The organism is Flavobacterium sp. FG68 (assembly GCF_057808895.1).
Map to the genome: position 1 here is coordinate 18,713 of NZ_JBMDIY010000025.1, position 25,659 is coordinate 44,371.

The following is a 25,659-nucleotide window of genomic DNA, read 5'->3' on the forward strand; positions in this document are numbered from 1 at the left end:
CCGAAATTTTGAAAATATCTTAATTAATTGATTTTAAAGTTATATCAAATACCAAAACAGATCCGCCCGGAATTCCGTTGTAATCTCTGCTTCCGTAACCTAAATGTGCGGGAACTAAAAGAACGCCTTTTCCTCCCGGTTTAAAAAATCGGATCCCTTCTTTCCAGCCTTGAATTACCTGACTTAAACCAAATGCAACTCCTTTTTTATCTGCTTCATCTACATCTTTGTCACTTTCATCAAATACATTTCCGTTTGTGAAATAACCTTTATAAACAACTGTTACATTTGCATTAGCATCAGGAAATTCTTCACCTTCGCCCGGCTCGTTTATAATATAATACAAACCAGAATCTGTTCTTGTTGCAGTTAAATTATTTTTAGAAAGGTAATCTTTAATTTCCTGTTCATTCTGAGCCGTATAATCTTTAACTTCATCTTTGTCTTTAGAACAAGAAACGAAAAGAGTCAATGCTAATAATGCTGTTAAAAGTTGTTTCATTTTTTATTTTTTTAAAATAATTAAATATTTTAGTTTCACAGAGATTCACAAAGAAAACGCAAAGATTCACAAAAAATTTCGTGCACCTCTGTGCTTTCTTTGTGAATCTCTGTGTAATTAACTTATCCTTCTATCTTCGCAGAAAGTTCGAACCAGCGTTCTTCTTTAGCTTCGATTTTATTGATTATGCTTTGAAGCTCATTTGCTTTCTTTTCAATATCAGCATCAGCAACTTTTCCATCAGCAAATAATGTTTCGATTTTAGTTTTTTCGATTTCTAAATCTTTGATTTCTCTTTCGATTTTTTGATATTCTTTTTGCTCGTTAAAACTTAAATTTCCAGTTGGATTATTTTGTTTCCAATCTTTCTTTTCCGCTTTGTTTTCTTCTTTTTGAGCCACATCAGCACTGTCTTCATAAGCACGGAAATCAGAATAGTTTCCTGGGAAATTTTCGATTTCGCCTTGTCCTCTAAAGATAAATAAATGATCAACAATTTTATCCATAAAGTAACGGTCGTGCGAAACAACCAATAAACATCCCGGATAATCTAAAAGAAAACTTTCCAGAACGTTAAGCGTTACAATATCCAAATCGTTTGTTGGCTCATCGAGAATCAAAAAGTTCGGGTTTTGAATTAAAACCGTACATAGATATAAACGTTTTAATTCTCCTCCGCTTAATTTTTCAACATAATCGTATTGTTTTTTCGCATCAAAAAGAAAACGCTCTAACAATTGCGAAGCCGAAATAATTTTTCCTTTTGCAAGCGGAATATATTCACCGTATTCCTTAATAATATCAATAACACGCTGACCCGGTTTTGGGTTAATTCCAGATTGTGTATAATAACCAATTTTAATGGTATCTCCTTTTACAACGCGCCCGCTGTCTGGCGGAATTGTCCCTGTAAGCAGATTTAAAAATGTAGATTTTCCGGTTCCGTTTTTACCAATAATCCCGATTCTTTCACCACGTTGAAAATCAAAACTAAAGTTATCCAGAATCACACGGTCTTTGAATTTTTTAGAAAGTTTATGAAGCTCAATAATTTTGCTTCCCATTCTTTCCATATTAATTTCAAGCTCTACCTTGTTTTCTTTTCGTCGGCTTTGTGCTTTTTCTTTAATTACATAAAAGTCATCCTGACGTGATTTAGATTTGGTTGTTCTCGCTTTTGGCTGGCGGCGCATCCATTCTAATTCCTTTACAAATAAGTTTTTAGCTTTGTCAATACTAGAATTTTCAGATGTTACTCTTTCTTCTTTTTTCTCTAAATAATAAGAGTAATTTCCTTTGTATTGGTATAATTTTCCGTTGTCTAATTCGATAATTTCGTTACACACACGCTCTAGAAAGAAACGGTCGTGCGTTACCATAAACAAGGTAATGTTTTCTTTGGCAAAATAACTTTCAAGCCATTCGATCATTTCTAAATCTAAATGGTTGGTTGGCTCATCAAGAATCAATAAATCAGGGCGATTGATTAATATGATTGCCAGTGAAAGACGTTTTTTTTGACCTCCCGAAAGATTTTTTACTTTAAGTTTAAAATCTTCCAGTTTTAATTTAAACAGAATTTGTTTGTACTGCGTTTCAAAATCCCAGGCATTATGCTGATCCATTCCGTCAAAAGCTTTTTGATACGCTTCTTCGTCATTTGGGTTTTCTAAAGCTTTTTCGTAAGCCTCGATTATTTTAAGCGTTTCATTATCAGATGCAAAAATGCTTTCTTCAATCGTAAGTTCGTCCTGCAGATTGTTGTCTTGCGAAAGAAATGCCATTCTAATTCCTTTTCTCAAAACAACTTGTCCCGTATCTGGTTCGTCTAAGCCATTAATAATGCTCATAATGGTCGTTTTACCAGAACCATTTTTAGCAATAAAAGCGATTTTTTGGTCTTTGTTGATTCCAAATGAAATGTTGTCAAAAAGGACTCTTTCGCCAAATGACTTCGATATATTTTCTACAGATAAGTAATTCACTTTGTAAATTGTAAGTTATAAATTATGAGTTATGAGTGTTTTGGAAAACATAACTTTTTGCAAAAGTAAACTTTTATCTTACGATTTGCGAATTGTTAATCTTATTTAAGTTTTAGAATAGGAAAATTAGAAGAACCAGTCTCAAAAGTTAAGACAGCCTCTTTGTTATTTTACCTACTTTTTTGTTCCGTAGGAACATTTCATTGGTAGAAAACATTTCATTGGTAGAAAAATATATTGTTATAATGGATTACGTCCCGTAGGAACGTTTGATTTCACATTGCTTTTAATAACCTATCAAACGTTCCTACGGAACGCAAATATGGCTATTTTTTATTTTTTTCTACCTACGAAACATTCCTATGGAATGATAAATTGGATATCAAAAAGCAATCAATTAAGTCACTAAAAAAAACAAACAAAATAGTTATGGTATAACGGAGGCCTCAACTTTTGAGACAGCCTCTTATCTTTTAGAAGAAAACAAATTGTAACATTTTACAACTATCTCCGACATATTTAAAATTTAATCTCTTAAATATGAGTGAGAAAGAAATAAACACCAAAGGTTTTGAAGATTTTAAAATAAACACAAAAATCAAACTTGCAGCATTGTGGACTTCCGTAATGTTTTGTTATATCTATGGAGATTATTTCTCGCTCTATGTTCCAAAAAAAGTCGAAGATTTTATAAGCGGAGATACATTGCTGGATTCTCCCGTAAAATTATTTCTCGCGACACTTTTAATGACAATTCCGGCCTTAATGATTTTTGCATCCGTTATTTTAAAACCAAAAATAAACCGCTGGCTTAATCTCATTTTCGGAATTATTTATACTGCCATAATGCTGTTAATAGCATTTACAACAACTGGAGCCTGGTGGAGTTTTTACATTTTTCTGGCAATAATAGAAAGTATTTTGACTTCAATCATATTTTGGACTGCACTTAAATGGCCAAAGCAAGTTTAATTTAAAGATAAAAGTATGAATCAAGAATCAAAACTATCGTTTAGAAATACAGGAAGAATTGCGGGTTTACTATATTTAGTAGTCGTAATAACGGGAATTTTTAGTTTAGGATATGTTCCTTCAAAATTAATTGTCTGGAGTGATGCTGCCAAAACTTTTACTAATATTGCTAATTCTGAATTTCTTTTCAGACTTGGTATTATAAGCGGATTAATTTGTTACACTTTCTTTTTGTTTCTGCCTTTGGTTTTGTACAAATTATTGAAACCGGTTCATAAAACGTACGCCATATATATGGTTGTTTTAGCGATTGTAAGCGTGCCGATTTCTTTTATAAACATGCAGAATAAATTTGCTGTACTTTCTATAATTAATTCGGGCGGAGAGGAAAAAGATCTGGTAATGTTTTATCTCAATCAATATGATTACGGAAATTTAATCGTTCAGGTATTTTGGGGACTTTGGCTGTTTCCGTTGGGATATTTAATTTTTAAATCAGCAATGATTCCCAAATTTTTAGGAATATTATTAATGCTTGGCTGTGTGAGTTATTTAATAAATTTCTTCGGAAATGCATTGTTTTCGAATTATTCAGACCTCGGAATATCTTCTTATGTAAGACTTCCGGCAACTCTTGGTGAAATAGGAACGTGTTTATGGCTTTTAATAATGGGAGCGAAAAACAACGCTATTTCTGTTGAGTAAAATATGGATTTAAAACAGAACTCAAATCTAAATAATGAATTTGCTGCGGATTATTTAAAATGGGTTTTCGAACCAAAGATTCATTGGTAATAAAATAATGAAGACCATCTTTTGTCGCAATTCCTTCTATTTGATGAAATGTAAGCTTAAGATCAATTTTTCGTTTATTTCCCGATAAAAAATCTTTGTTTTTAAAATCGTATAAAAGATAAAGAAATGTTTTTCCCGTTTTAGAATAACCGCAAAGAACCACGATTTTCTTTTCTTCAAAATAAGTTGCACCCGTCACTAAACCTTTTGTGTCAAGCGTATTTTTAAATTGTGCAATATAATTTCCGGCTTGATTGGGTAAAACATAAATACTGGTTTTAGACGATTTCCATTGTTTGGTAAACAAATAAATACTGTCATTAGAAACTACAAAAGCTTCACAGTCAAAATCGGTCGAATTTGGTTTTTGTGCTAAAAAATCAGCTTGGTCAGCATATTGAAATGAGATTTTTTCGATAATGGGATTTCCTTCTAAAAATGATTTTTTTTCAATTTTCAGGATATTTAAATCCGTTCGATTTCCACCGTAATTATTTCCGAAATCTCCAATATATAAATGCGAACTGTCTTGCGAAATCTCTTCCCAGTCATGATTTACAACCTGATCCAGAATGATTTTCTTTTTGATTTTTCCCAAAGAATCTAATCCGTAGATTGTTTTATCGTGATCATCATTATGAATCCACAATAAACCATCAAAAGCAATTAGTCCCGAAGTTTCTTTAATCGAGTCGCTTAGTCTTATCGAATATTCAGGTTTTAGTTTTAAACTTTCATAAATACAGTTTCCATCATTTTGCACAACATTTGGATTGTAATTTTTTGAAAGCACATCTGTACAGCCTGAAGTTTGGGCTTTAACTGAAAAAACAGACAGAATAAAAAATAGTAGGATCCGTAGCATTTTTTATGCTTTAAATTGGAAAAAAATTAGAATCTAAAAAACTGATTATTGGCAATAACTTCCTTTAAGTTTTCAACTGAATCAATTTTTATTTTTTGATGTAAAGATTCAATATGATTGCCGTGATGCACATCGGTTCCCGAAAAATCATACATTCCTTTCTTTAATAAAAGCGCAGCAGTTTTGGTTATTTCGCTGCCATAATAACCCATAACAGCCAATAAATTCAGCTGAAATAAACAACCTGCTTTCTTTAGTTTTTCATACTCCTCAAAGTTATTATGAAAATATAAATACCGTTCCGGATGCGCTAAAACCGGAATATATCCTGCAAGCTGTATTTCAAAAATAATCTTGTATAAGTTTAAAGGCGCACTTAAATACGATATTTCAACTAATACATAATTGTCTTTTAAGGTTAAAAGCTTTTCTGTTTTTACATGATTTTCAAACCAGTCGTCCATAAAATACTCAGATGCTGCCTTAAACGGAATATTGATGTTTTGTTCTTTCAATAAAACTTCAGTTTCTTTTTGTCGGTCTAAAATATCCTGTTCAGCATTATCCCAGACAAAATGATTAATGTGCGGCGTAGTAACAAACTGAGAAATTCCCAATTCCTGAAATGCCTTTACAAGTTTGATTGTTTTTTTGATAGATGATGCGCCATCATCAATTCCCGGAAGCAAATGGGAGTGAATATCGACATAATCGCCCGCCAGAAGGTCTTTTAAAAAAGGTTTTGATTTAAAGAATGATAGCATAACTGCAAAAGTAAAGAATTGATGTTGTTTTTATTTCTCTTTAAAGAAATATTGCAAAAGAAAATTTATGTAACAATGTAACCGACATTTTAGAATTATATTATATTTGATAAAAAAGTAATATTTTATGAAAATTAAAGAGAATTTGTATAATCAAAGGATTATTTCGATTGACGCTTTACGCGGAATTACCATTTTTGTAATGATATTTGTAAATGAACTTGCAAGTGTCAAAAATGTACCGCAATGGATGAAACACATGCCCGCCGATGCCGATGCAATGACCTTTGTCGATTTAGTTTTCCCTGCTTTTTTATTTATAGTCGGAATGTCAGTTCCATTTGCCTTTAACGCCAGATTGATAAAAGGCGACACTTCAAAAGTAATCTGGACACATACTTTAAAACGTGCTGTAGCCTTAATAATAATTGGTGTTTATATGGTAAATGCCGAATATGGTTACGATGCTTCAAAAATGATAATTGCGCCTGCTTTTTGGGGACTTTTGGCTTATGCAATGCCAATTCCGATTTGGAATAAATACCCAAAAGATTTTTCAGTTTGGTTAAAATACATTCTTCAATACGGCGGAATATTGGTTTTAATTGCACTTTACTTTTTATACGTTCAGGAAGAAACCGGAAAAACAGGAATCACGCCAAAATGGTGGGGAATTCTGGGTTTAATTGGTTGGGCTTATCTTATTTCGGTAATTTATTATTGGCTGGTTTCAGGCAGATTATGGGCAATGATTGCTTTTCTTGTAGTTTGTGTTGCCGCAAATTCGGCTAATTTGACAAAAGGTTTAGTTATGCCGGAATGGCTGCATTTTATTGCCGGACATTTAACTCATGTAACTTTAGTAATCGCCGGAATAATAATTTCATTACTCTTTTTTGACAAGAAAATTGAAAATAAAATCAATTGGCCAGTAATAGGATTTATTGTTTTGTTTTTCGCCGTTGGATTTTTCCTTCGACCACATTACGGAATCTCAAAAATACAAGGAACGCCTTCATGGACATTGATTTCTGCCGGAATTTGCACCGTTTTATTTTACTTTTTGTATTGGTTAATGGAAGTTAAAAAACAAACCAAATGGAGCGATTTTTTCATGCCTGCAGCAGCAAATCCGTTATTGATTTATATTTTGCCGGGTGTTATTTATTATTTTAATCTCGCATTCAAAATTCACATTATACCAGAATATTTTAGAGAAGGAGTTCCGGGAATTATTTGGTCACTGGTTTTCTCAACAATAATGTTATTCGTAATGAAAATCTTCAATAGGTTTAAAATTCAGCTACATTTATAATGTTTTTGTAACGCAAAGCGCGCTAAGTTTTTTTTCGCAAAGTGCACAAAGTTTTAATCTGTTTAATCCTTTAAATCTGTGGCTAAAACCTTAGCGCGCTTTGCGTTAAAATATCCTCATTTCAATTTAGAATAACTGATTTTATTTCTAATGTCGCACCTGAAACTGGATTGTAATTCACAAAATTGAACTTGCAGAGATTATGAATATCTAAAGACTTTCCGTTTGGATCGCCGTCTTGTTTGAAATCCGTCCACGGAATTTTTATAGTGGTGAATTTTTTAGCAGAAACAGGTAAATCTATTCTTGGATGCGAACCGCCGTGCACGCATCCCGTTCCTTCAGCGTTTCCTTCGCGTGCTTGCAATTTTATAAGATGCGATGATTTATACGTAATACTTAGATATTTTGAACTTTCAGACAAATTTGTTGATTTGCCATCATTCGAATCAGATTCTGTAAGCATCACATTCAGCTCAATTTCTCCAACCGGATTATCTTTTGCTGTAACTTTAATTATCCCTTTTTCTTTTTTGATTTTATTAATTGTTTCCTGATTTTCTTTGGCAGGACCAGCAATAAACCAAGTTGAGGTCTTTACCAAATCTGTATTAGAATTTGAAACTTCTTCTGCGGAAGCGAAACCTAAAATTGCAAACACAAAAAGGAGAGAACCAAGTAAAACAACTGCTTTGATTTTCATTGAAAAAGAGATTTTGATTTACTTCAAAAATAGAATTTTCTTTTTATTTATTTTGAAAGAAGCGTATATTCTGAATAAAACTTTAAATTTGTAAGAAGTTGTATCTGAAAAACTTACGATATGAAAAATGCAAAGGTTCTGTTAGGTTTCTTTTTCTTTTTTCAAATGCATTTCGGCTATTGCCAAAACGACTCCATTTCAAATAACAACAAAGATATTCTGGATGTTTTGTACAAGCTTTTTAATAAAAACGATTCGTTACGAAAAAATCAGGATAAAAAAATAGCCTTTTCATTGCTTCCCGTTCCAATCGATGCTAATAAAAATGCCGGTTTGGTAGTTTCTTTTTTAACTACTTTTTATCTCGGCGACAGCAACACGACCAAAATGTCCCAGGTTTCATTTTCGCCTTATTTTAGTTTCACCAAGCAATATGTTTTTCCCATTCAAACTTATATATATACGAAAGATAATTACTGGAATTTTATAGGTGATTATCGCTATATGATTTATCCTCAGGATACGTACGGTCTCGGCGGACATAATACAGATAAAAAAATGTCAACTCTGGATTATCAACAATGGCGTTTTTATCAATTTGCCACCCGAAAAATAATCGGGAATTATCGATTAGGATTAGGTTTATTGTTTGATAATTATCAGAATATTTCTGAAGAATCGTATATCGATGAAGAAACCGATTATTCTAAATATATGAACGGTGATTTTTCTAACGAAAGTTCCTTTGGAATTGCCATTCAGGGACTTTATGATTCCAGAGAAAACAATGTAAATCCTGAACAAGGTTTATACGTCGAAGCAGATTACCGAATCAATACAAGCGGAGTGGAAGGTAAAAAATGGAATTCTGTTTATTTAGATGCGCGCAAATACCATTCTTTTCATAAATACAAACATCGGGTTTTGGCTTACAGAGCTTTTTATTGGTCGACTTTTGGTGGAAAACCGCATTATTTAGATTTGCCAAGTATTGGCTGGGATCGAGACGGAAGAACTGGACGTGGCTTTACCCGAAACAGATTTCGCAGCAATGCACTGATTTATTTTGAAACTGAATATCGAACTGATATTTCAAAAAACGGTTTTTGGGGCGCTGTATTTTTTACCAACGTTTCTTCTGTTTCAAAGTTAGATACGTATCAATTTAAAAAATGGAATCCAGCCGTTGGAACCGGATTACGCATTAAATGGAACAAGAAAAACAACAGTAATTTAGTCCTTGACTACGGAATTAGTAAAAACGATTGGTCATTGCGATTAGGTTTGGCCGAAAATTTCTAACTTTCCCCAAAATCAATTACAAAAATTTCAATGCAATTATCGGTTATCATTCTTAATTATAATGTGCGTTACTTTCTGGAACAATGTGTTTTAAGTGTTCAGGAAGCAATTGCCAATCTTGATGCCGAAATTATTGTTATTGATAATAATTCGTCTGATGACAGCTGTTTGATGATGAAAATCCAATTTCCAAAAGTAAAACTGATTCAAAACCAGGAAAATTTTGGTTTTCCAAAAGGAAATAATATTGGAGTTGAACAAGCCAGCGGAAAATACATCTGCATTTTAAATCCTGACACCGTTGTTGCGGGAGATACTTTTACCAAGATTTTGGCTTTCGCCGAAGAAAAACAAGATTTAGGAATTATTGGCTGTAAATTAATCGACGGAACCGGAAGCTTTCTGCCTGAAAGTAAACGCGGTATTCCGTCGCCATGGGTTGCTTTTTCCAAAATTTTTGGTTTGTATAAAATATTTCCAAAATGGAATCTTTTTAATCAATATTATGCACAGCATTTAAATGAAAACCAAACCGGAAAAGTGGAGATTCTTGTAGGTGCTTTTATGTTTTTGGAAAAAGATTTATACCAAAAATTAAATGGTTTTGATGAAAACTGCTTTATGTATGCAGATGATATTGATTTGTCTTACAGGGCACTTTTGCTAAAAAAATCCAATTATTATTTTCACGAAACAACCGTTTTACACTATAAAGGAGAAAGTACCGTTAAAGATGAATTGTATATGAAACGTTTTCAGGATGCAATGAATTTTTTCTACCAAAAGCATTTTAAAAAATCATGGTTTTTTAGTTTTTTTATTCAAGTTGGAACCTGGTTTTTTTCATTTGTAAAAATGTTTCAGGGAAAGACTAAAATAAAACCGCTGCCAGAAAGTTATATTTTATACTCTGAAAATGAGAATTTGTCTGAAAAGTTGGCTTCGATTTTGGAAAATAAAGTTAGTTTTTTAGATTTCAAAAAAGAAAAAATGGTAAATTCGTCGCTGATTTTAAAGGGAAAAAAGACAGAGATCATTTTGGATAATCACTATGTTTCATTCAAAAAATGTATCAATATCATAGAAACTCTTAAAGATAAGAACATTACTTTTAAGATTTTCCCCAAAAACACCAATTATATTATTGGAAGTAATTCAAGAAACGACAGAGGGGAAATTAGAAAAATTCAGTAAAAATTATATTAAGTGTAATTTATATTTAAAAATTTCAGTAATTTCGCAATCAGAAAATCAAAATCACCCTTTAGAATAATAATATGGCAAGATTTGAATTAAAGCTTCCTAAAATGGGAGAGAGCGTCGCTGAAGCAACCATTACTAACTGGTTGAAAGAAGTGGGAGACAAAATTGAAGCTGATGAAGCTGTACTGGAAATTGCAACTGATAAAGTTGACAGTGAAGTGCCAAGTGAAGTATCTGGAATTTTAGTTGAACAATTATTTGGCAAAGATGATTTAGTTCAGGTAGGGCAGACTATTGCAATTATCGAAACTGAAGGTGGTGATGCGCCGGCTGCAACTCCAGCTGTAGAAACTGCTGCTCCTGCAGAAGCTGTAGAAATCGAAAAAACAATTGAAGCAGTAAAAGAAGAAGTTGCTGCTCCACAGGATTTTTCCGGATCAGAAAAATTCCTTTCTCCTTTAGTGAAAAATATTGCAAAAGAAGAAGGTATTTCTCTTGCTGAATTGGATAATATTCAAGGTTCTGGAAAAGATGCCCGCGTAACGAAAGATGATATTTTAAAATATATAGAAGACCGCAAAGCAGGAATTGTTCAGGCTCCAAAAGTAGTTGAGCAAGCACCAAAAGCAGCGGTTGAAACTCCAAAACCAGCTGTTGAAACTGCGAAAGCGCCAGAACAAGTAGTTCAAAAAAGCCAGCAGGCAGTTCCGGTTTCTGTAAATGGCGGTGATGAAATCATCGAAATGGACAGAATGCGTAAACTGATTTCGGGTTATATGGTGGCTTCTGTACAAACTTCGGCACACGTACAATCGTTTATTGAAGTTGATGTAACGAACATTGTAAAATGGAGAGATAAAGTTAAAACGGCTTTTGAAAAGAGAGAAGGCGAGAAGCTGACTTTTACGCCAATTATGATGGAAGCGGTTGCAAAAGCTTTAAAAGATTTCCCTGGAATGAATATTTCTGTTGATGGCGAATATATCATCAAAAAGAAAAATATCAATTTAGGAATGGCGGCAGCGCTACCAAACGGAAATTTAATTGTTCCTGTAATTAAAAATGCAGATCAGTTAAACCTTGTTGGAATGGCAAAAGCGGTTAACGATTTAGGAAACCGTGCAAAAGCAGGAAAACTTAAACCAGACGATACACAAGGCGGAACTTATACGGTAACAAATGTTGGAACTTTTGGAAGTGTTTTTGGAACGCCAATTATTAATCAGCCGCAAGTAGGAATTTTAGCTCTTGGAGCAATTCGTAAAGTTCCTGCGGTTATTGAAACTCCGGAAGGAGATTTTATCGGAATCCGTCAAAAAATGTTCTTATCGCATTCTTACGATCACAGAGTTGTTGATGGAGCATTAGGTGGAAGTTTTGTAAAAAGAGTAGCAGAATATTTAGAAGCTTTTGATGTAGACAGAGATTTCTAATCGATTCATAAATAAAATTTAAAACCCGAAAAATTGAAAAGTTTTTCGGGTTTTTTCGTTCATAAGAAAAACAGAAAACAGACTTATTTGGTTTTAAATTTGAATGCAAAACCAACAAAAAAAGCCAATTTTGGTCAAAAAAATAGAAATTTGGGCGGGAACTTTGGCATTAAAAAATTACATTTGTAATCTTATAAAAATTAAAAATGGAATTAAAACTTAACAAACCAATCTGCTTTTTTGATCTTGAAACAACTGGAATTGACATCGGTAAAGATCGAATAGTAGAAATTTCGATATTTAAAGTTTTTCCAAACGGAAATAAAGAAAGTAAAACCTGGCTGGTTAATCCCACAATTCCAATTCCTCCACAAACAACAGCCGTTCACGGAATTACTGATGAAAAAGTAGCCAACGAACCTACTTTTGCAGAATTGGCACCGCTGGTTCATAATATGATAAAAGACAGTGATTTGGGAGGTTTTAATTCAGATCGTTTTGATATTCCGTTATTAGCAGAAGAATTACTTCGCGCCGGAGTCGATTTTGATATGAAAAATAAAGTTTCGGTAGATGTTCAGACTATTTTTCATAAAATGGAAGAGCGTACTTTAAGTGCTGCTTTGAAATTTTACTGCGGAAAAAGTCTTGAAAATGCGCATTCGGCAGAAGCAGATACCATGGCAACTTACGAGATTTTGAAAGCGCAGTTAGATCGTTATCCTGAACTGGAAAATGACATGAAATCATTATCTGAATTTACAACCCGTAAAAAAATCGCCGATTTTGCCGGAATGATTGCTTTTGATAAAGACGACGAAGAAATTTTTACTTTCGGAAAACATAAGGGTGCAAAAGTTTTAAAAGTACTGGAAACAGAACCAGGTTATTTCAGCTGGATTCAAAACGCCGATTTTCCTTTGTACACTAAAAAAGTTTTGACAGGAATTAAATTGAGAAAATTAAATACAAAATAAGTTCTCAGTCGCAGTCTCAGTGTTCAGTTTTATGCTGAAACTGATTTTGTATTAGTGAAGACTGCGACTGAAAAACTGTGACTGAAAACTAAAAATAATGAAAATAATTTGCATCGGTAGAAATTATACCAATCATATTGAAGAATTAAAAAACGAACGTCCAGACGAACCGGTTGTTTTTATGAAGCCGGATTCGGCGGTTTTGTTGAAGCAGCATCCGTTTGTAATTCCCGAATTTTCTGAGGAAGTTCATCACGAATTAGAAATAATTGTGAAAATTAATAAGGTTGGAAAGTATATTGAGCCTAAGTTTGCACATAAATATTATGACGATATTAGTGTAGGTATCGATTTTACTGCCAGAGATTTACAAGATAAATTAAAAGCAAAAGGACTGCCTTGGGAAAAAGCAAAAGCATTTGACGGCTCAGCAGTAATTGGAGATTTTTTACCAAAAAGTGATTTTGTTTCGCTAGAAAATCTTACGTTTGAGCTCAAAAATAATTCTGAAACAGTTCAAAAAGGAAATACGAGTTTTATGCTTTGGAAAATTGATGAATTGGTTTCTTATGTTTCTCAGTTTTTTACCTTAAAAATTGGAGATATTATTTTTACAGGAACACCTGCAGGTGTTGCGCCGGTTAAACCAAATGATGTTTTGGAAGGCTTTTTAGAAGATAAAAAATTATTCAGAATACAAGTAAAATAATGGCTTTAAAGTATAATCTTTCGAAAGTGTATGCGCTTTCAGACAATGACCCCGAATTTGTAAACGAAATTCTAAAATTATTTGTTACAGAAGTTCCCGAGGATTTGAAACAAATCAAGGAAGGAATTAAGAAAAAGGATCATAAATACGCTTATTCGTATGCGCATAAAATTAAACCTACATTAGACTTAATGGGGTTAAATGTTGCATTTGAAGAAATCCTGCAAGTCGAAGCGTGGACAAAAGCAGAAGGAAAGAAAAAAGATATTATCGAGACTTTTAAAAGTATAAAAGTGCAGGTAAAAGACGCAATTAAAGAAATCAAAAAAGATTTTGACGTTTAAAATCATATAATTCCGCTTTTTTAAACTGAAAAGCGGAATCATTTTTCTTATTTTATTTCAATCTATTTTTCAGGATTTTAACTTCATATTAAAAGATAAAAGAAATTGTCTTTTAAATTTTTCTGCCTCAAATCATTTCCGCAATCCTACTTCATAAATAAACTTATACCTTTATAAGTAAAACTTTTAATAATATGAAAGCAACAATAGTTACCATTGGAGATGAGATTTTAATTGGTCAAATTGTAGATACAAATTCAAATTTTATAGCCAAAGAACTGGATCGAATAGGTGTCGAAACTTATGAAATGATTTCCATAAGTGATGACAAACAGCATATTTTAAACACTTTTGCACAACTGCAAAACAAAGTTGATATTGTAATTATTACCGGAGGTTTAGGTCCGACAAAAGACGATATCACTAAAAAAACTTTCTGTGATTATTTTGACGATCAATTGGTTGTAAATCCCGAAGTTCTGGCTCATGTAACAGAACTTATTGAAGGTTTTTATAAAAGACCCATTTCGCAGTTAAATAAAGATCAGGCTCTTGTTCCTTCAAAATGCACCGTTCTTCATAATAAAATGGGAACAGCACCGGGAATGTGGATGAAAAAAGAAAATACCGTGTTTGTTTCGCTTCCGGGTGTTCCGTATGAAATGAAATATCTGGTAGAAAATGAGATAATTCCAAAAATTGTAAAAGAATATAAACGTCCTTATATTATTCATAAAACCATTTTAACGTACGGTCAAGGAGAAAGTTTAGTCGCAGAACGTATTGAAAACTGGGAAAATAATCTGCCTGAATTTATCAAACTGGCGTATCTGCCAAATCCCGGACGAGTTCGTCTGCGTATGACAGCCCGCGGAACAGATAAAGAAGAATTAGAAAAAGCAATCGAAGAAAATGTTCAGTCGCTAGATGCTATAATTCATGATATTATAGTGGGTTATGAAGAAAATGAAACGATTGAAACCGTAGTGGGTAAATTGCTGGCTAAAAATAATAAAACGATTTCTACAGCTGAAAGCTGCACTGGAGGAAAAATTGCTTCGCTTTTATCATCTGTGCAGGGAGCGTCAAGATATTTTAAAGGAAGTGTAGTTTCGTATGCAACAGAAGCTAAGGTCAATGTTTTGGGCGTGTCGCAGGATTTAATAGACCAATTTTCGGTAGTAAGTGCTGAGGTTGCTGCGGCTATAGCTTTGAATGTGAAAGATATACTCAAAACAGACTATGCAATCGCGACAACCGGGAACGCTGGTCCGTCAAAAGGAGACTCAAAAGCTGAAATTGGTACTGTTTTTATCGCCTTGGCTACACCAGAGGGAGTAATAACAGAAGAATTTAACTTTGGCCAACCACGTGAAAAAGTGATAGATAGAGCAACTATTAAGAGTTTAGAAATATTACAAAAAGAAATTTTAAAAATTGTGCAATAATTTTTTGCTACAATGGTTTATTTTTCTTTTCTTTGCACCCTGATTTTGAATAACGATAAAAGATAAGTATAATGTCAAGAGTTTGTGACCTTACAGGTAAAAGAGCGATGGTAGGAAATAACGTTTCTCACGCTATGAACAAAACTAAGAGAAAGTTTTCTGTAAACTTAGTTAAAAAGCGTTTTTATCTTCCAGAAGAAGATAGATGGATTACTCTTAGAGTAGCAGCATCTACGATAAAAACAATTAATAAAAATGGAATCACTGCTGTTTTGAAAAAAGCACAGTCAGAAGGATTTATCAAATAATCTTTTCCTAAATAAATATATAGCAAGATGGCAAAGAAAGGTAATAGAATCCAGGTAATTTTAGAATGTACTGAGCACAAGACTTCTGGTGTTCCGGGAACTTCTAGATATATTACAACTAAGAACAAGAAAAATACTCCGGACAGATTAGAGATTAAAAAATTTAATCCAATCTTGAAACGTGTAACTGTTCACAAAGAAATTAAGTAATAATTAGAGATTTTTGTAAATCTCAAATGGTTTTGCCATTTAGAGTTTTATAAAAAACTTCAAATAACATTTGAATCATGGCAAAGAAAACCGTAGCATCGTTACAAACATCTTCTAAGAGATTATCAAAAGCCATCAAAATGGTAAAATCTCCTAAAACTGGCGCATATACATTCGTAGAATCTATTATGGCTCCTGAAGAAGTTGATGAATTCTTGAAAAAGAAATAATTACAATTACAATATATAGAAAAGCTACTTTCATTCGGAAGTAGCTTTTTTATTTTTTATATTTGTTTAAAATTTTATAGAAACCAATCAATTTGTGTTTTTTTTAAACATTTGTTCCCATCAGACTCTTTATCTTTACTTGTTTAAAAAAGACAAATAGAAGGATATCGTGTAATTGGGGTTAAATTAAAACAAAAGGCATTCTATAAACATTAAGATTGTTTCAAAACCCTTAGAAACAATCTAAAACTAACAATAAATTAAAAAATGAGTTTTTTTAAAAAATTATTCTCTACCGAAAAAAAAGAGACTTTAGATAAAGGTCTTGAAAAAACAAAAACTACTTTTTTCTCTAAGTTAAGCAAAGCTGTTGCAGGAAAATCTAAAGTCGATGATGATGTTTTAGATAATCTTGAAGAAGTTTTGGTAGCTTCAGATGTTGGTGTAAATACAACATTGAAAATCATCGAAAGAATCGAAAAACGTGTATCTGAAGATAAATATTTAGGAACTGAGGAATTAAATCAAATTCTTCGTGATGAAATTGGCGGCTTATTATCTGAAACCAATACAGGCGAAGCAACCGAATTTGATATTCCAAAAGATAAAAAACCTTACGTTTTAATGGTTGTTGGAGTAAATGGTGTTGGAAAAACTACGACAATTGGTAAACTGGCTTATCAGTTTAAAAAAGCCGGTTATAAAGTGGTTTTAGGTGCTGCCGATACTTTCCGTGCCGCTGCTATCGATCAGTTACAAGTTTGGGCGGATCGTGTAGGCGTTCCAATCGTAAAACAAAATATGGGAAGCGATCCAGCTTCTGTGGCTTTTGATACGCTTCAGTCTGCTGTGGCTCAAAACGCCGATATTGTTATTATTGATACTGCCGGACGTTTGCATAATAAAATCAATTTGATGAATGAATTAACAAAAGTGAAACGTGTAATGCAAAAAGTTGTAGCAGATGCGCCTCACGATGTTCTTTTGGTTTTAGATGGTTCAACGGGTCAAAATGCTTTTGAACAAGCAAAACAATTTACTGCTGCGACTGAAGTAACTTCATTAGCAGTAACAAAATTAGACGGAACAGCAAAAGGCGGTGTTGTAATTGGTATTTCAGATCAGTTTCAAATTCCGGTAAAATATATTGGTGTTGGCGAAGGAATTGAAGATTTACAAGTCTTTAATAAATATGAGTTCGTAGACAGTTTCTTTAAATAATTTATAATGAGTTTTTCTTCTTTTAAAAATATATCGGCTGTTGCTTTTTATTTTGCAAGCGTTATATGTTTTGTTTTTGCAAATATTTTGAGAGATAATAGTCTTTCTTTTTATTACGTTTTATTAGTTCTGGGAATAGGTTTCTTCTTTATGGGAGTTCTTAAAAGACTGCGAACTAAACAGTAATTTATTAATACATTTTTGATGATGAAATATTGCTTTTTCGTTTTTCTTTTTATTGCGCTTTCTTGTACAAACAGAAAAAACGAAAGTAATAAAAATCAAAAAGTAATTGTTATTCAGCCCTTAGGTAGTTTTAAAACCCAACAGGCTAAAAAGGTTTTTGAAGAAATTAAAGCTATAAATCCAAAAGTAGTTTTAAGATCAAATATTTCGTTTCCTGAAAACTCCTATTATAAACCAAGGAATAGATACCGTGCTGATAGTATAATTAAAAGTCTTAAAGATAATATTGGCAAAGATTCTGTGATAGTTGGATTATCAAATTCGGATATTAGTACAACTAAAAACGGAATTAAAGATTGGGGTGTAATGGGATTAGGTTATAGACCCGGAAAAGCCTGTGTAGTCTCGGATTTTAGATTGTCTGTCAAAAATAAAAATAAACAGTTTTATAAACTAGTTTTACATGAATTAGGTCATACAGCGGGTTTACCGCATTGTGCAATAAAAACATGTTTAATGCGTGATGCTGAAGGAGGAAACCCACTGGATGAAGAAAAAGATTTTTGCAATGATTGCAAAAGCTTTTTAAAATCTAAAGGATGGCAGTTAATTTAAATTTTGTGCAGTCCTTTTATTGATATAAAGCGCTAATTTTTTCCCATAAAACTTTATCGAAATCAGATAAGGCAAGATTTTCATTATCTGCAGCCTCTCCCATTCTGATAACTACCATATTTTTACTTGGTACTATATATATTTTTTGGTCATTTTTTCCTAAAGCCATAAACATATCGCTTGGTCCGGTTGGAATTACGCTTCCCTGAAAAGTAAGCTGCGATTGCGGTAAATGATAGGAACTTTTACCATTTAGCCACCATAAATATCCGTACCCTAAATTAATGTTTTGTGAAGTTGTTGTTGCTTCATTGAAATAGGCTTCATTTAAAATGATATTATTTTCCCATTTGCCTTTATTCAGCATTAATAGCCCAAAACGTGCCATGCTTCGTGAAGTACTTGCATAAACGCTGTTTACATCAATTTTTAGCCAGGTACCATTCATCCCGATTTTGTCTCTTAATTTGGCATTGAAATAATTTTCCCAAGTTTGTCCGCTTGCACTTGCAACAACATCTTGTAGTTTTACATAAACATTATGATAAGCCCATCTTGTTCCTGCATCGGCTTTGTAGATTAGATCTGCGGGATCTACGTCATCGGTTGAATCATCAAGCCCGGATGTCATAGTTAGTAAATGTTTGCAGGTAATTTTGTTTTCTTGTGCTAACGTTTCGCTTGTCCAGCCAGTGCCTAAATATTGAGAAATTTTATTATTGATGTTTAGTAAGTTTTCCTGTTGTGCAATTCCGGTAACGGTTGAAGTTAACGTTTTTCCGGCGCTTGCCCAATACCAATTTGTTGAAGCGTTATGTCCGTTGAAGTAGTTTTCTAAAACAATTCGGCCATTTACTAAAATGATAAAGGATTTAGAATGTTTTAATTCTAAGTAATCTAGAAGCGGCTGTACAGCACTTTGATTCCATTTTAAATCGGCTATGGATTTTGTTTCCCATGTTGTTCCGGTTAATGGAGGGAAATACATGCTTTCTGATGGAGTTGGAACCGGATCTGGTTCTGCTGAATCTTTGCTGCAGCTTATCAATAATAAGGCTGTCAGGATTGTAAAAATAGTTTTGGTCATGGCTTTTGTTTTTGGTTTGGGGTTTGACCAAAAATATGTAAAATAGTTTAATGAGTGGGAAAACTTATTTTACATATTACCATGAAATGTTTTATTTAAGCTCCCATTTTGTTCCGTCTGTAAATACTACATAGTAAGCTCTTACTTTTATAATACGGTTTGCATCTGTAGAAAAATCTTCCCAGATTTTTGATTCGATCATACCAGGCTTTAGTAAATTTGCTATCTCTCCCGTAGATCTTCCTTTTCCGTAGAAATATCGGCCATTTGCGGGTTCATCAAATGAGTTTTCGCAGTACCATTCCAGTTTAATTGCCTGAATACTCTTTTTGCTTGAATTTTTAAAAACGATTTTAATGTCTTTATGATCAGAGTACTGCGCTCTCGATAGGCTGGAAGCTACAATTGTTACTGGTGAGTTTTTTGAATTTTTGTTTTGTAAAAAATCATCTTTTAGGGAAGGTGCACTATTTTCTTTTCCTTCAGGCTGATGATAATTATTTATTTGAACATACACAGGTTTTGTGAGTGCAATGTTTTTGGGTTTTGCTTTACTACATCCAAAAATTAAGAGCAGGGTGCTTAATGCTATTATGAAATATTTTTTCATTCTATTTTTAATAAAAGGATTTATGTATAAAATTTTAATTGGAATTATCTTCTTTAAAGGAAAATGTAACTGAAATAATTTTTGCTGCAAAAGTCTGACAGATTTGCATTAAAATCTACCATGATATGACATAAGATTGTTAGAATAGGCTTTTTTATGGTCTGTAAAGATTTAGGAAATAAAGTCTTAGAAAAATGAGATAATTATTGATTAAAATATTTCTTTTGAAATTTATAAAGTTACCTTTGTAATTCTCTAAATTTTCTTTTGAAAACGGGAGCCCTAGCCCTGATGGAAGCGGCATCCTTTTATGGCCTCGTCTTTTTAACTAGGCCATAAAAGATATAGCGGACAGCAGGAAACAGCTCCTTATTAATATTATATTTTACTATGAAAAATGCTTTTATGATTTTGGTTTTGTCGCTTTTGTTTGTAAGCTGTAAACAGGAAATAAAACCGGCAGATATTGAAAAACTAAATGGTTACTGGGAAATTGAAAAAGTGGTTTTTGATAAAGGGGAGGAAAAGGCTTATGGCATGAATGAAAACTTTGATTTTTTTAAAATTAAAGGTACAAAAGGGACTCGTACTAAAGTAATGGCACAGCTTGACGGAACTTTTTTAACTACTGATACTTTTGAAAATGTTTCAGTAAGATTTACGGATAAGGGAACTTTTCTGGATTATAATACAGATTATGCTAAATGGACTGAGGAATTAATCTCGATTTCGGATGAAGGGTTTGTCGTAAAAAATGATCAGAATAAAGAATATTATTATAAAAAAACAGGACCAATAAATATTTTAAACGATGGCAAAAAGACTAAATAACCAAAGTACGATTGGGGCTGTTTTACAACAAATTATTCAGGTTAATAAGTTACAGCCGGGAATGGATCAGATTGATGTAAAAGAAGCCTGGGCACAATTAATGGGGAATGGTGTAAAAACATATACTAAAAATGTTGTTTTGAAAGGAAGCACGCTGTATGTTGAACTTGGATCGGCTGTTTTAAGAGAGGAATTAAGTCACGGAAAGTCTAAAATCGTTAAAATGATTAACGAAGAGCTTGGGCGTGAAGTAATAAAAGATGTGGTTTTGCGCTGATTTTAAATTGTTATTTGAAACTTAAAAATAAATTTTACACTTCCATAATGGAAGTGTTTTTTTTATGATATATTTGAGCATTAAGTGGTTTTTAATAAATGCCTGATTAATAATAAACAAATAAAAAACAAAACCAAAACATGAAAAAAGTATTACTTATTTTAACCGTATTATTTGCCTTAAACAGTTATTCTCAAAAGAAAAAAGTTGCCGTTGTATCTTTTTATACAGATAAAACAATAGATCTTTCGGAGTTGGGTTTAAATGGATTGGCTGCAATAGCTGATTTAGGAAATAATCCGAACTTTAACCTTTCTCCAATTTTAGAGAAATATCACAATGCATTTTTTAATGATTATGCTAAAAAATTCCCGTTTGATTTACTTCCTGAAACTGAAGTGACTCAGAAGCCGGAATACATTGCTTTTACTCCTAAATTTGCAAGAGAAGGCGGAGAAAGCGGTACCATTATTAACTATCCTGGATATAAATATATTTATGAAGGAATGAATGGTTCTGCCAATGAAGTAGCGTCTGCTCAAATGTTTAAAGACACAGCTGATGGTGTTTTGTTTACAGAAATTCATTTTGCTGTAGTAAAAGGATTCGCTGTTGGAGGAACTGGAACAATAAAAATGAAAGCTTATGCCAGAATCGCTTTATACGATAAAACAGGAAAAAAAGTATTTGCTTTTTCTGAAGGGGCAAACTCTAAGAAAACTGGAACAATCGTAGGTGGAGTTCCTGTTTTAAGTCTTGATAAAGTATTGCCTATGTGCGAAAGTGCATTGGAAGAACTTTTGAAAGATCTTGATGAAAAAGTTGAGAAATTGGTTAAAAAAGCAGATAAGCTTTAAGCGATATTTGCATTTAAACAAAAAAAATCCATTTCAATTGAAATGGATTTTTTTGTTTATAAAGTTCCGCAATCTAAAATCTGAACTCTAAAATCATAAATTAAAACTGCTCTCTACCAGCAAAGTGGAATGCACCTTCGATTGCAGCATTTTCGTCGCTGTCTGAACCGTGAACTGCATTTTCTCCGATAGAAGTTGCGTATGCTTTACGAATAGTTCCTTCAGCAGCTTCAGCTGGATTTGTAGCTCCAATTAAAGTTCTGAAATCTTCTACTGCGTTGTCTTTTTCTAAAATTGCAGCAACAATTGGTCCGCGTGACATGAATTCAACTAATTCTCCGTAGAAAGGTCTTTCTGCGTGAACTGCGTAAAATGCTTTTGCATCAGCTACAGTTAATTGAGTTAATTTTAATGAAACGATTTTGAAACCACCATTAGTGATCATTGCTAAGATATTCCCGATGTGTCCGTTTGCAACAGCATCTGGTTTAATCATTGTAAAAGTTCTATTTGTTGCCATTTTATATTTTATTAAATTTTGTGCAAAAGTAGACTTTTTTTGTGAATTGATTTTAATTAATTCGTAATTAAAACATGATAGAATGATGTTTTAGCCAAGAAAAGCTTTTTTTTAAAACCATATAAGTAATATAAGTTCATTTAAATACTTCGTACAGAATATCTCCGCAAAGTATGACGTATTTCTAAAGTGAACTTATATTACTTATATGGTTAAGAAATTTATACTTTGAATATTAATTTGTTTCTGTAGAATATCCATAAAATAAAAGTCCAGATGCAAACGTAAACTAATGCACCGGCTAATGAAGCTGTCATAGGATTGCTGAAAAATGGTGCAATCCAAAAGCTGTACAGGTAATTTAATAAATTAATTTTCTCTTCGGTTTTATGTGGATTTTGAAACTCAATCATTACTAATGCCTGCGGAATTATCTGCGAAGTAAAGAAAACGATCATTGGGTTTACGCCCCAAATTAAGAAAGGTTTGAATCCTTTTTTATAATCGGCGATATCAATTATGTAATATAAAATTGCTAAAAATGTTGTGGCTAATCCTGTAGTGTATAAAACATAACTGCTTGTCCAAAGTGATTTGTTTATTGGGAAAACAATATTCCAAAGTAAACCAGCAATGATTAAAGCAACTCCGGCAATTGCCATTTTTTGTGCTTTGTTAGTTTTAGGAGAATTTTGCTGTAATAATTGACCAATTAATAAACCGATAATTCCGTTTACAATTGACGGAAGTGTGCTTAAAATCCCTTCCGGATCCCAAGTTACGGTTCCACGATACATATGTCCTTTTAGTAAAACGCTGTCCAGCCATGAAGCAAGATTTGTTCCTTTATCCAGATTTGCGTCGCCAATTCCGGGAACAGGGATTAAAGTCATGATTGCCCAATATCCTAATAACAAAACGATTCCGGTTATGATCTGCGTTTTTTGAGAAGTTTTTAAATACAAAAGAGAAACTACAAAATAAACAATTGCAATTCGTTGTAAAACCCCCGGAAGTCTTACATCACTGTAGGCTTCGATACCGCTGTAAGCGAGAAACAGATAAATTATCAGAATTGAAAATGCCAGAATGTTTTTGATTTTTGAACTGAAATTTCCCATTAAAGCATAACCAACTCCAATAGTAATTATAAGTCGGCCAATTAAAAGCGGAATTCCTTCCAATCCAAACAACTGGATTTTTCCAAAAAAGTTGAAGAAAATACCCAAACAAAGCATTCGCAAAGAACGAATTAAAATTTTGTTGAAAGTGGTGCCGTCATAAAATTTATCAGGCATTGCAAGCGGAACGGCAACTCCCATTATAAAAACGAAAAACGGAAATACTAAATCGGTTGGTGTGCAGCCGTGCCATTCGGCGTGTAATAATGGCGGGAAAACATGGCCCCAGTCTCCGGGGTTGTTTACAATGGTCATTAATAAAATTGTTAGTCCACGAAAGACATCTAGCGAAATTAAGCGTTCTTTTACCATTGGTTTTGGGTAAATTGGTTAGTTAATATTTTTAAAAATCGCTATTTGGTTTGAAATAATAATTTTGAGAAGATAGTGGTTATTTGGTTCTCAAGAATTATTATATTTTATTATTTTTTCTGCCACGAATTTCACGAATTTACACTAATTTCTATCCTTTACAAGAAAATAACTTGTGTAAATTCGTGAAATTCGTGGCAAATTTTTTTGCTTTTTATATTGTTATGATGTTAAAATTCATTTCTAAAGGTTTCAATTTTTGCAGTAAAAGCGGAACTAACTGTTCGCCTTTTTCCAGATAAAATTCTGAAAAATTACTTTGACGTTCCTGTAAACTATTATTTGGGAATAGTTCACATTGTAAGTCTATTACCCGCTGCAATTGATCGTTAAGTTTTCTTTTTTGTGCTTTTAATAAACGCTTTTCTAAATTTTCAAGACCTTTTGTCTGTTTTACTTCCTGAGCTTTTACAGCTCCAGAAAAAGATTTATCAGTTTGATTTGCTAATTCATAAAGATATTGAAATTGGGTTTTCAATATTTCTTTTTGAGGTGTTAAATCAATTGGAAATGCAGAAATTTTGTGTGTAATCGCGTTTACTAAATTTTCTTGTTTGGTAAAAAGATCGCTCCAGCTTAAGTTTAATTGATCTGCTTTTTTTTCTTGTTTTTCGGTTGCCAAAAGAACAGAGTTACGAACCAAAATCATTGGAAAAGTAATTTTTACGGCATCAAAAAAAGATTTTAATTCCAGCCAATACGCAATTTCTCCGCCTCCGCCAATATAACATAGATTCGGGAGAATAATTTCCTGATAAAGCGGACGCATAATAACGTTTGGACTGAATTTTTCAGGATGATTTTCTAATTCAGAAAGAATTTGTTCTTTAGAAAAGGAGATTTTTGTGTTGTTTACAATGTATTTATCTTCTTCAAAAATGATTCTTTCGCGCAGATTATCTTCAATATAAAATAAATTAATCTCACGCGGATTTACCTGAACCGTATAGTCTTTCAATTGTTCAATTGTTTCCTGAACCGCTTTGTATGAAGTCTGTTTTTCTAATTCTTCTTTTGCATACGGAATAAAAGCACGTTTTAAATCGGCATCGTCAGCATCTATAATTACTAAACCGTAATTAGCAAATAAACTGTTAGCTAAAAACCGGGTTGCATCGGCCAGATTATCGTGTTTTAAATAAGCATCTTGAAAAAGCTTTTTTAAAGTATTGGCATTTGTGCTTGAACCTAATTCTAATGAATAAATTTCAAAGAATTCATCTAAACCTTCAGTTGAAAGTCGGCCAACTGGACCGTTGCTTTCTTTGTTCCATCTGAATTTTTTGCCTTTAAAATTAAAATAGTTTATTTCTTCAAAATCATGATCTTCTGTCGCCATCCAATAAATGGGAACAAAATTGTACGACGGATATTTCGATTTTAATTCTTTGGTAAGATTAATGGTCGAAATGATTTTATATAAGAAATACAAAGGCCCGCTAAATAAATTTAACTGATGTCCGGTTGTAATTGTGAAAGTATTTTCGAGTGCTAAAAGCTCAATATTTTGTTTTGTCGAATCAGAAATTTTGATGCTTTGATATTGCTTTTTTAAAGTGGTAACCAAAGGAATTCGGTTGCTGTTATCAAAGTTACCTGCTTTTTCGGCAATTTGTTTTTCGAAATTCTCCAATGTTGGGAAATTGTTGTACAGCGGTTTCAATTCTGATTTCTGATCTAAATAATCTTGTATCAATTTAGAGAAATATCCAGAAGTTTGATAGCTGATACAGTCGGTAGGCATAATTTTAAATTTATTTTTGACAGCTGTAAATTTAATGAAAATATACAGTTAAAATCGGTTTTAACTATTGCTTAAGATTGATTTTTATTTTTT

General features: G+C 32.7%; 28 protein-coding genes. 18 read left to right on the top strand and 10 right to left on the bottom strand.

Features of this window, described 5'->3' with window-relative positions:
* Positions 1 to 19: 19 nt before the first annotated feature.
* Together ACODSB_RS15950 and ACODSB_RS15955 are read right to left on the bottom strand one after the other, a co-directional pair.
* The gene (locus tag ACODSB_RS15950; protein WP_488937770.1) at positions 20 to 502 is read right to left on the bottom strand and encodes an FKBP-type peptidyl-prolyl cis-trans isomerase; all 483 of its coding nucleotides are present in this window, start codon (positions 500 to 502) and stop codon (positions 20 to 22) included.
* Between the two features lie 122 nt (positions 503 to 624).
* The gene (locus ACODSB_RS15955) at positions 625 to 2,487 is read right to left on the bottom strand and encodes an ABC-F family ATP-binding cassette domain-containing protein (protein ID WP_180859622.1); all 1,863 of its coding nucleotides are present in this window, start codon (positions 2,485 to 2,487) and stop codon (positions 625 to 627) included.
* 540 nt (positions 2,488 to 3,027) lie between these two features.
* Here ACODSB_RS15955 and ACODSB_RS15960 point away from each other — a divergent pair.
* Both ACODSB_RS15960 and ACODSB_RS15965 read left to right on the top strand, forming a co-directional pair.
* Positions 3,028 to 3,459 (top strand): DUF6326 family protein, encoded by a 432-nt coding sequence (locus ACODSB_RS15960; RefSeq protein WP_488937771.1) that lies wholly within the window; start codon positions 3,028 to 3,030, stop codon positions 3,457 to 3,459.
* A gap of 15 nt (positions 3,460 to 3,474) precedes the next feature.
* On the top strand, positions 3,475 to 4,164 hold the full coding sequence (locus ACODSB_RS15965; protein WP_488937772.1) for a DUF4386 domain-containing protein: 690 nt from the start codon (positions 3,475 to 3,477) through the stop codon (positions 4,162 to 4,164).
* Here ACODSB_RS15965 and ACODSB_RS15970 read toward each other — a convergent pair.
* Both ACODSB_RS15970 and ACODSB_RS15975 read right to left on the bottom strand, forming a co-directional pair.
* The gene (locus tag ACODSB_RS15970) at positions 4,148 to 5,119 is read right to left on the bottom strand and encodes a T9SS C-terminal target domain-containing protein (protein WP_488937773.1); all 972 of its coding nucleotides are present in this window, start codon (positions 5,117 to 5,119) and stop codon (positions 4,148 to 4,150) included. The two genes, ACODSB_RS15965 and ACODSB_RS15970, sit on opposite strands and share 17 nt — an antisense overlap.
* A 26-nt stretch (positions 5,120 to 5,145) precedes the next feature.
* Complete coding sequence (locus tag ACODSB_RS15975) at positions 5,146 to 5,883, bottom strand: tyrosine-protein phosphatase (RefSeq protein WP_488937774.1); 738 nt, start codon at positions 5,881 to 5,883, stop codon at positions 5,146 to 5,148.
* 127 nt (positions 5,884 to 6,010) lie between these two features.
* Here ACODSB_RS15975 and ACODSB_RS15980 point away from each other — a divergent pair, with 127 nt between their 5' ends.
* Complete coding sequence (locus ACODSB_RS15980) at positions 6,011 to 7,198, top strand: DUF5009 domain-containing protein (RefSeq protein ID WP_488937775.1); 1,188 nt, start codon at positions 6,011 to 6,013, stop codon at positions 7,196 to 7,198.
* 121 nt (positions 7,199 to 7,319) lie between these two features.
* On the opposite strand, the gene ACODSB_RS15985 is transcribed toward ACODSB_RS15980, so the two are convergent.
* The gene (locus ACODSB_RS15985) at positions 7,320 to 7,901 is read right to left on the bottom strand and encodes a hypothetical protein (protein ID WP_488937776.1); all 582 of its coding nucleotides are present in this window, start codon (positions 7,899 to 7,901) and stop codon (positions 7,320 to 7,322) included.
* Between the two features lie 120 nt (positions 7,902 to 8,021).
* On the opposite strand from ACODSB_RS15985, the gene ACODSB_RS15990 reads away from it, so the two are divergent.
* The 12 genes from ACODSB_RS15990 to ACODSB_RS16045 all read left to right on the top strand — a co-directional run bounded on the left by ACODSB_RS15990 (position 8,022) and on the right by ACODSB_RS16045 (position 18,087).
* Positions 8,022 to 9,203, top strand: coding sequence for a hypothetical protein (locus tag ACODSB_RS15990; RefSeq protein WP_488937777.1), 1,182 nt, complete (start codon positions 8,022 to 8,024; stop codon positions 9,201 to 9,203).
* 30 nt (positions 9,204 to 9,233) lie between these two features.
* Complete coding sequence (locus ACODSB_RS15995) at positions 9,234 to 10,397, top strand: glycosyltransferase family 2 protein (protein WP_488937778.1); 1,164 nt, start codon at positions 9,234 to 9,236, stop codon at positions 10,395 to 10,397.
* An 83-nt stretch (positions 10,398 to 10,480) separates the two neighbouring features.
* Positions 10,481 to 11,839 carry a dihydrolipoamide acetyltransferase family protein gene (locus ACODSB_RS16000; protein ID WP_488937779.1) on the top strand — a complete coding sequence of 453 codons (1,359 nt, stop codon included), beginning with the start codon at positions 10,481 to 10,483 and terminating at the stop codon, positions 11,837 to 11,839.
* 206 nt (positions 11,840 to 12,045) lie between these two features.
* On the top strand, positions 12,046 to 12,816 hold the full coding sequence (locus ACODSB_RS16005; protein ID WP_053473803.1) for a 3'-5' exonuclease: 771 nt from the start codon (positions 12,046 to 12,048) through the stop codon (positions 12,814 to 12,816).
* Positions 12,817 to 12,913: 97 nt separating this feature from the next.
* Positions 12,914 to 13,525 carry a fumarylacetoacetate hydrolase family protein gene (locus ACODSB_RS16010; RefSeq protein ID WP_056201799.1) on the top strand — a complete coding sequence of 204 codons (612 nt, stop codon included), beginning with the start codon at positions 12,914 to 12,916 and terminating at the stop codon, positions 13,523 to 13,525.
* Positions 13,525 to 13,869, top strand: a complete 345-nt coding sequence (locus ACODSB_RS16015; protein ID WP_053473805.1) for an Hpt domain-containing protein — start codon at positions 13,525 to 13,527, stop codon at positions 13,867 to 13,869. Before ACODSB_RS16010 ends, ACODSB_RS16015 begins: the two co-directional genes overlap by 1 nt.
* Positions 13,870 to 14,063: 194 nt before the next feature.
* The gene (locus tag ACODSB_RS16020; protein WP_488937780.1) at positions 14,064 to 15,317 is read left to right on the top strand and encodes a competence/damage-inducible protein A; all 1,254 of its coding nucleotides are present in this window, start codon (positions 14,064 to 14,066) and stop codon (positions 15,315 to 15,317) included.
* A 71-nt stretch (positions 15,318 to 15,388) separates the two neighbouring features.
* Positions 15,389 to 15,625, top strand: coding sequence for a 50S ribosomal protein L28 (gene rpmB / locus ACODSB_RS16025; RefSeq protein ID WP_008468080.1), 237 nt, complete (start codon positions 15,389 to 15,391; stop codon positions 15,623 to 15,625).
* A 27-nt stretch (positions 15,626 to 15,652) separates the two neighbouring features.
* Complete coding sequence (gene rpmG, locus ACODSB_RS16030) at positions 15,653 to 15,835, top strand: 50S ribosomal protein L33 (protein WP_008253902.1); 183 nt, start codon at positions 15,653 to 15,655, stop codon at positions 15,833 to 15,835.
* A 77-nt stretch (positions 15,836 to 15,912) separates the two neighbouring features.
* On the top strand, positions 15,913 to 16,065 hold the full coding sequence (locus tag ACODSB_RS16035; RefSeq protein WP_008468081.1) for a DUF4295 domain-containing protein: 153 nt from the start codon (positions 15,913 to 15,915) through the stop codon (positions 16,063 to 16,065).
* Between the two features lie 267 nt (positions 16,066 to 16,332).
* A complete protein-coding gene (gene ftsY / locus ACODSB_RS16040) occupies positions 16,333 to 17,286 on the top strand; it encodes a signal recognition particle-docking protein FtsY (protein WP_291145444.1) in 954 nt (317 codons plus the stop codon).
* Positions 17,287 to 17,490: 204 nt separating this feature from the next.
* Positions 17,491 to 18,087, top strand: coding sequence for a Zn-dependent protease (locus ACODSB_RS16045; RefSeq protein WP_488937781.1), 597 nt, complete (start codon positions 17,491 to 17,493; stop codon positions 18,085 to 18,087).
* Between the two features lie 16 nt (positions 18,088 to 18,103).
* Here ACODSB_RS16045 and ACODSB_RS16050 read toward each other — a convergent pair whose 3' ends face one another.
* A complete protein-coding gene (locus tag ACODSB_RS16050; protein ID WP_488937782.1) occupies positions 18,104 to 19,174 on the bottom strand; it encodes a serine hydrolase domain-containing protein in 1,071 nt (356 codons plus the stop codon).
* A 91-nt stretch (positions 19,175 to 19,265) separates the two neighbouring features.
* Positions 19,266 to 19,784 carry a putative periplasmic lipoprotein gene (locus tag ACODSB_RS16055; protein ID WP_488937783.1) on the bottom strand — a complete coding sequence of 173 codons (519 nt, stop codon included), beginning with the start codon at positions 19,782 to 19,784 and terminating at the stop codon, positions 19,266 to 19,268.
* Between the two features lie 390 nt (positions 19,785 to 20,174).
* Between ACODSB_RS16055 and ACODSB_RS16060 the strand changes: the two genes are divergently transcribed.
* From ACODSB_RS16060 to ACODSB_RS16070, 3 genes are all read left to right on the top strand, one after another.
* A complete protein-coding gene (locus tag ACODSB_RS16060) occupies positions 20,175 to 20,615 on the top strand; it encodes a hypothetical protein (protein ID WP_180859597.1) in 441 nt (146 codons plus the stop codon).
* Positions 20,596 to 20,892 (top strand): DciA family protein, encoded by a 297-nt coding sequence (locus tag ACODSB_RS16065; RefSeq protein WP_053473813.1) that lies wholly within the window; start codon positions 20,596 to 20,598, stop codon positions 20,890 to 20,892. Before ACODSB_RS16060 ends, ACODSB_RS16065 begins: the two co-directional genes overlap by 20 nt.
* Before the next feature lie 140 nt (positions 20,893 to 21,032).
* Positions 21,033 to 21,749, top strand: a complete 717-nt coding sequence (locus ACODSB_RS16070) for a hypothetical protein (protein WP_053473814.1) — start codon at positions 21,033 to 21,035, stop codon at positions 21,747 to 21,749.
* A gap of 100 nt (positions 21,750 to 21,849) precedes the next feature.
* Here the strand turns inward: ACODSB_RS16070 and ACODSB_RS16075 are convergent, their stop codons facing one another.
* The 3 genes from ACODSB_RS16075 to bshC form a co-directional block, all read right to left on the bottom strand.
* Positions 21,850 to 22,269, bottom strand: a complete 420-nt coding sequence (locus ACODSB_RS16075; RefSeq protein WP_031456090.1) for a nucleoside-diphosphate kinase — start codon at positions 22,267 to 22,269, stop codon at positions 21,850 to 21,852.
* A gap of 221 nt (positions 22,270 to 22,490) precedes the next feature.
* The gene (locus tag ACODSB_RS16080; RefSeq protein WP_488937784.1) at positions 22,491 to 23,762 is read right to left on the bottom strand and encodes an acyltransferase family protein; all 1,272 of its coding nucleotides are present in this window, start codon (positions 23,760 to 23,762) and stop codon (positions 22,491 to 22,493) included.
* A 214-nt stretch (positions 23,763 to 23,976) separates the two neighbouring features.
* Positions 23,977 to 25,566 carry a bacillithiol biosynthesis cysteine-adding enzyme BshC gene (bshC, locus tag ACODSB_RS16085; RefSeq protein WP_488937785.1) on the bottom strand — a complete coding sequence of 530 codons (1,590 nt, stop codon included), beginning with the start codon at positions 25,564 to 25,566 and terminating at the stop codon, positions 23,977 to 23,979.
* Positions 25,567 to 25,659 lie beyond the last annotated feature (93 nt).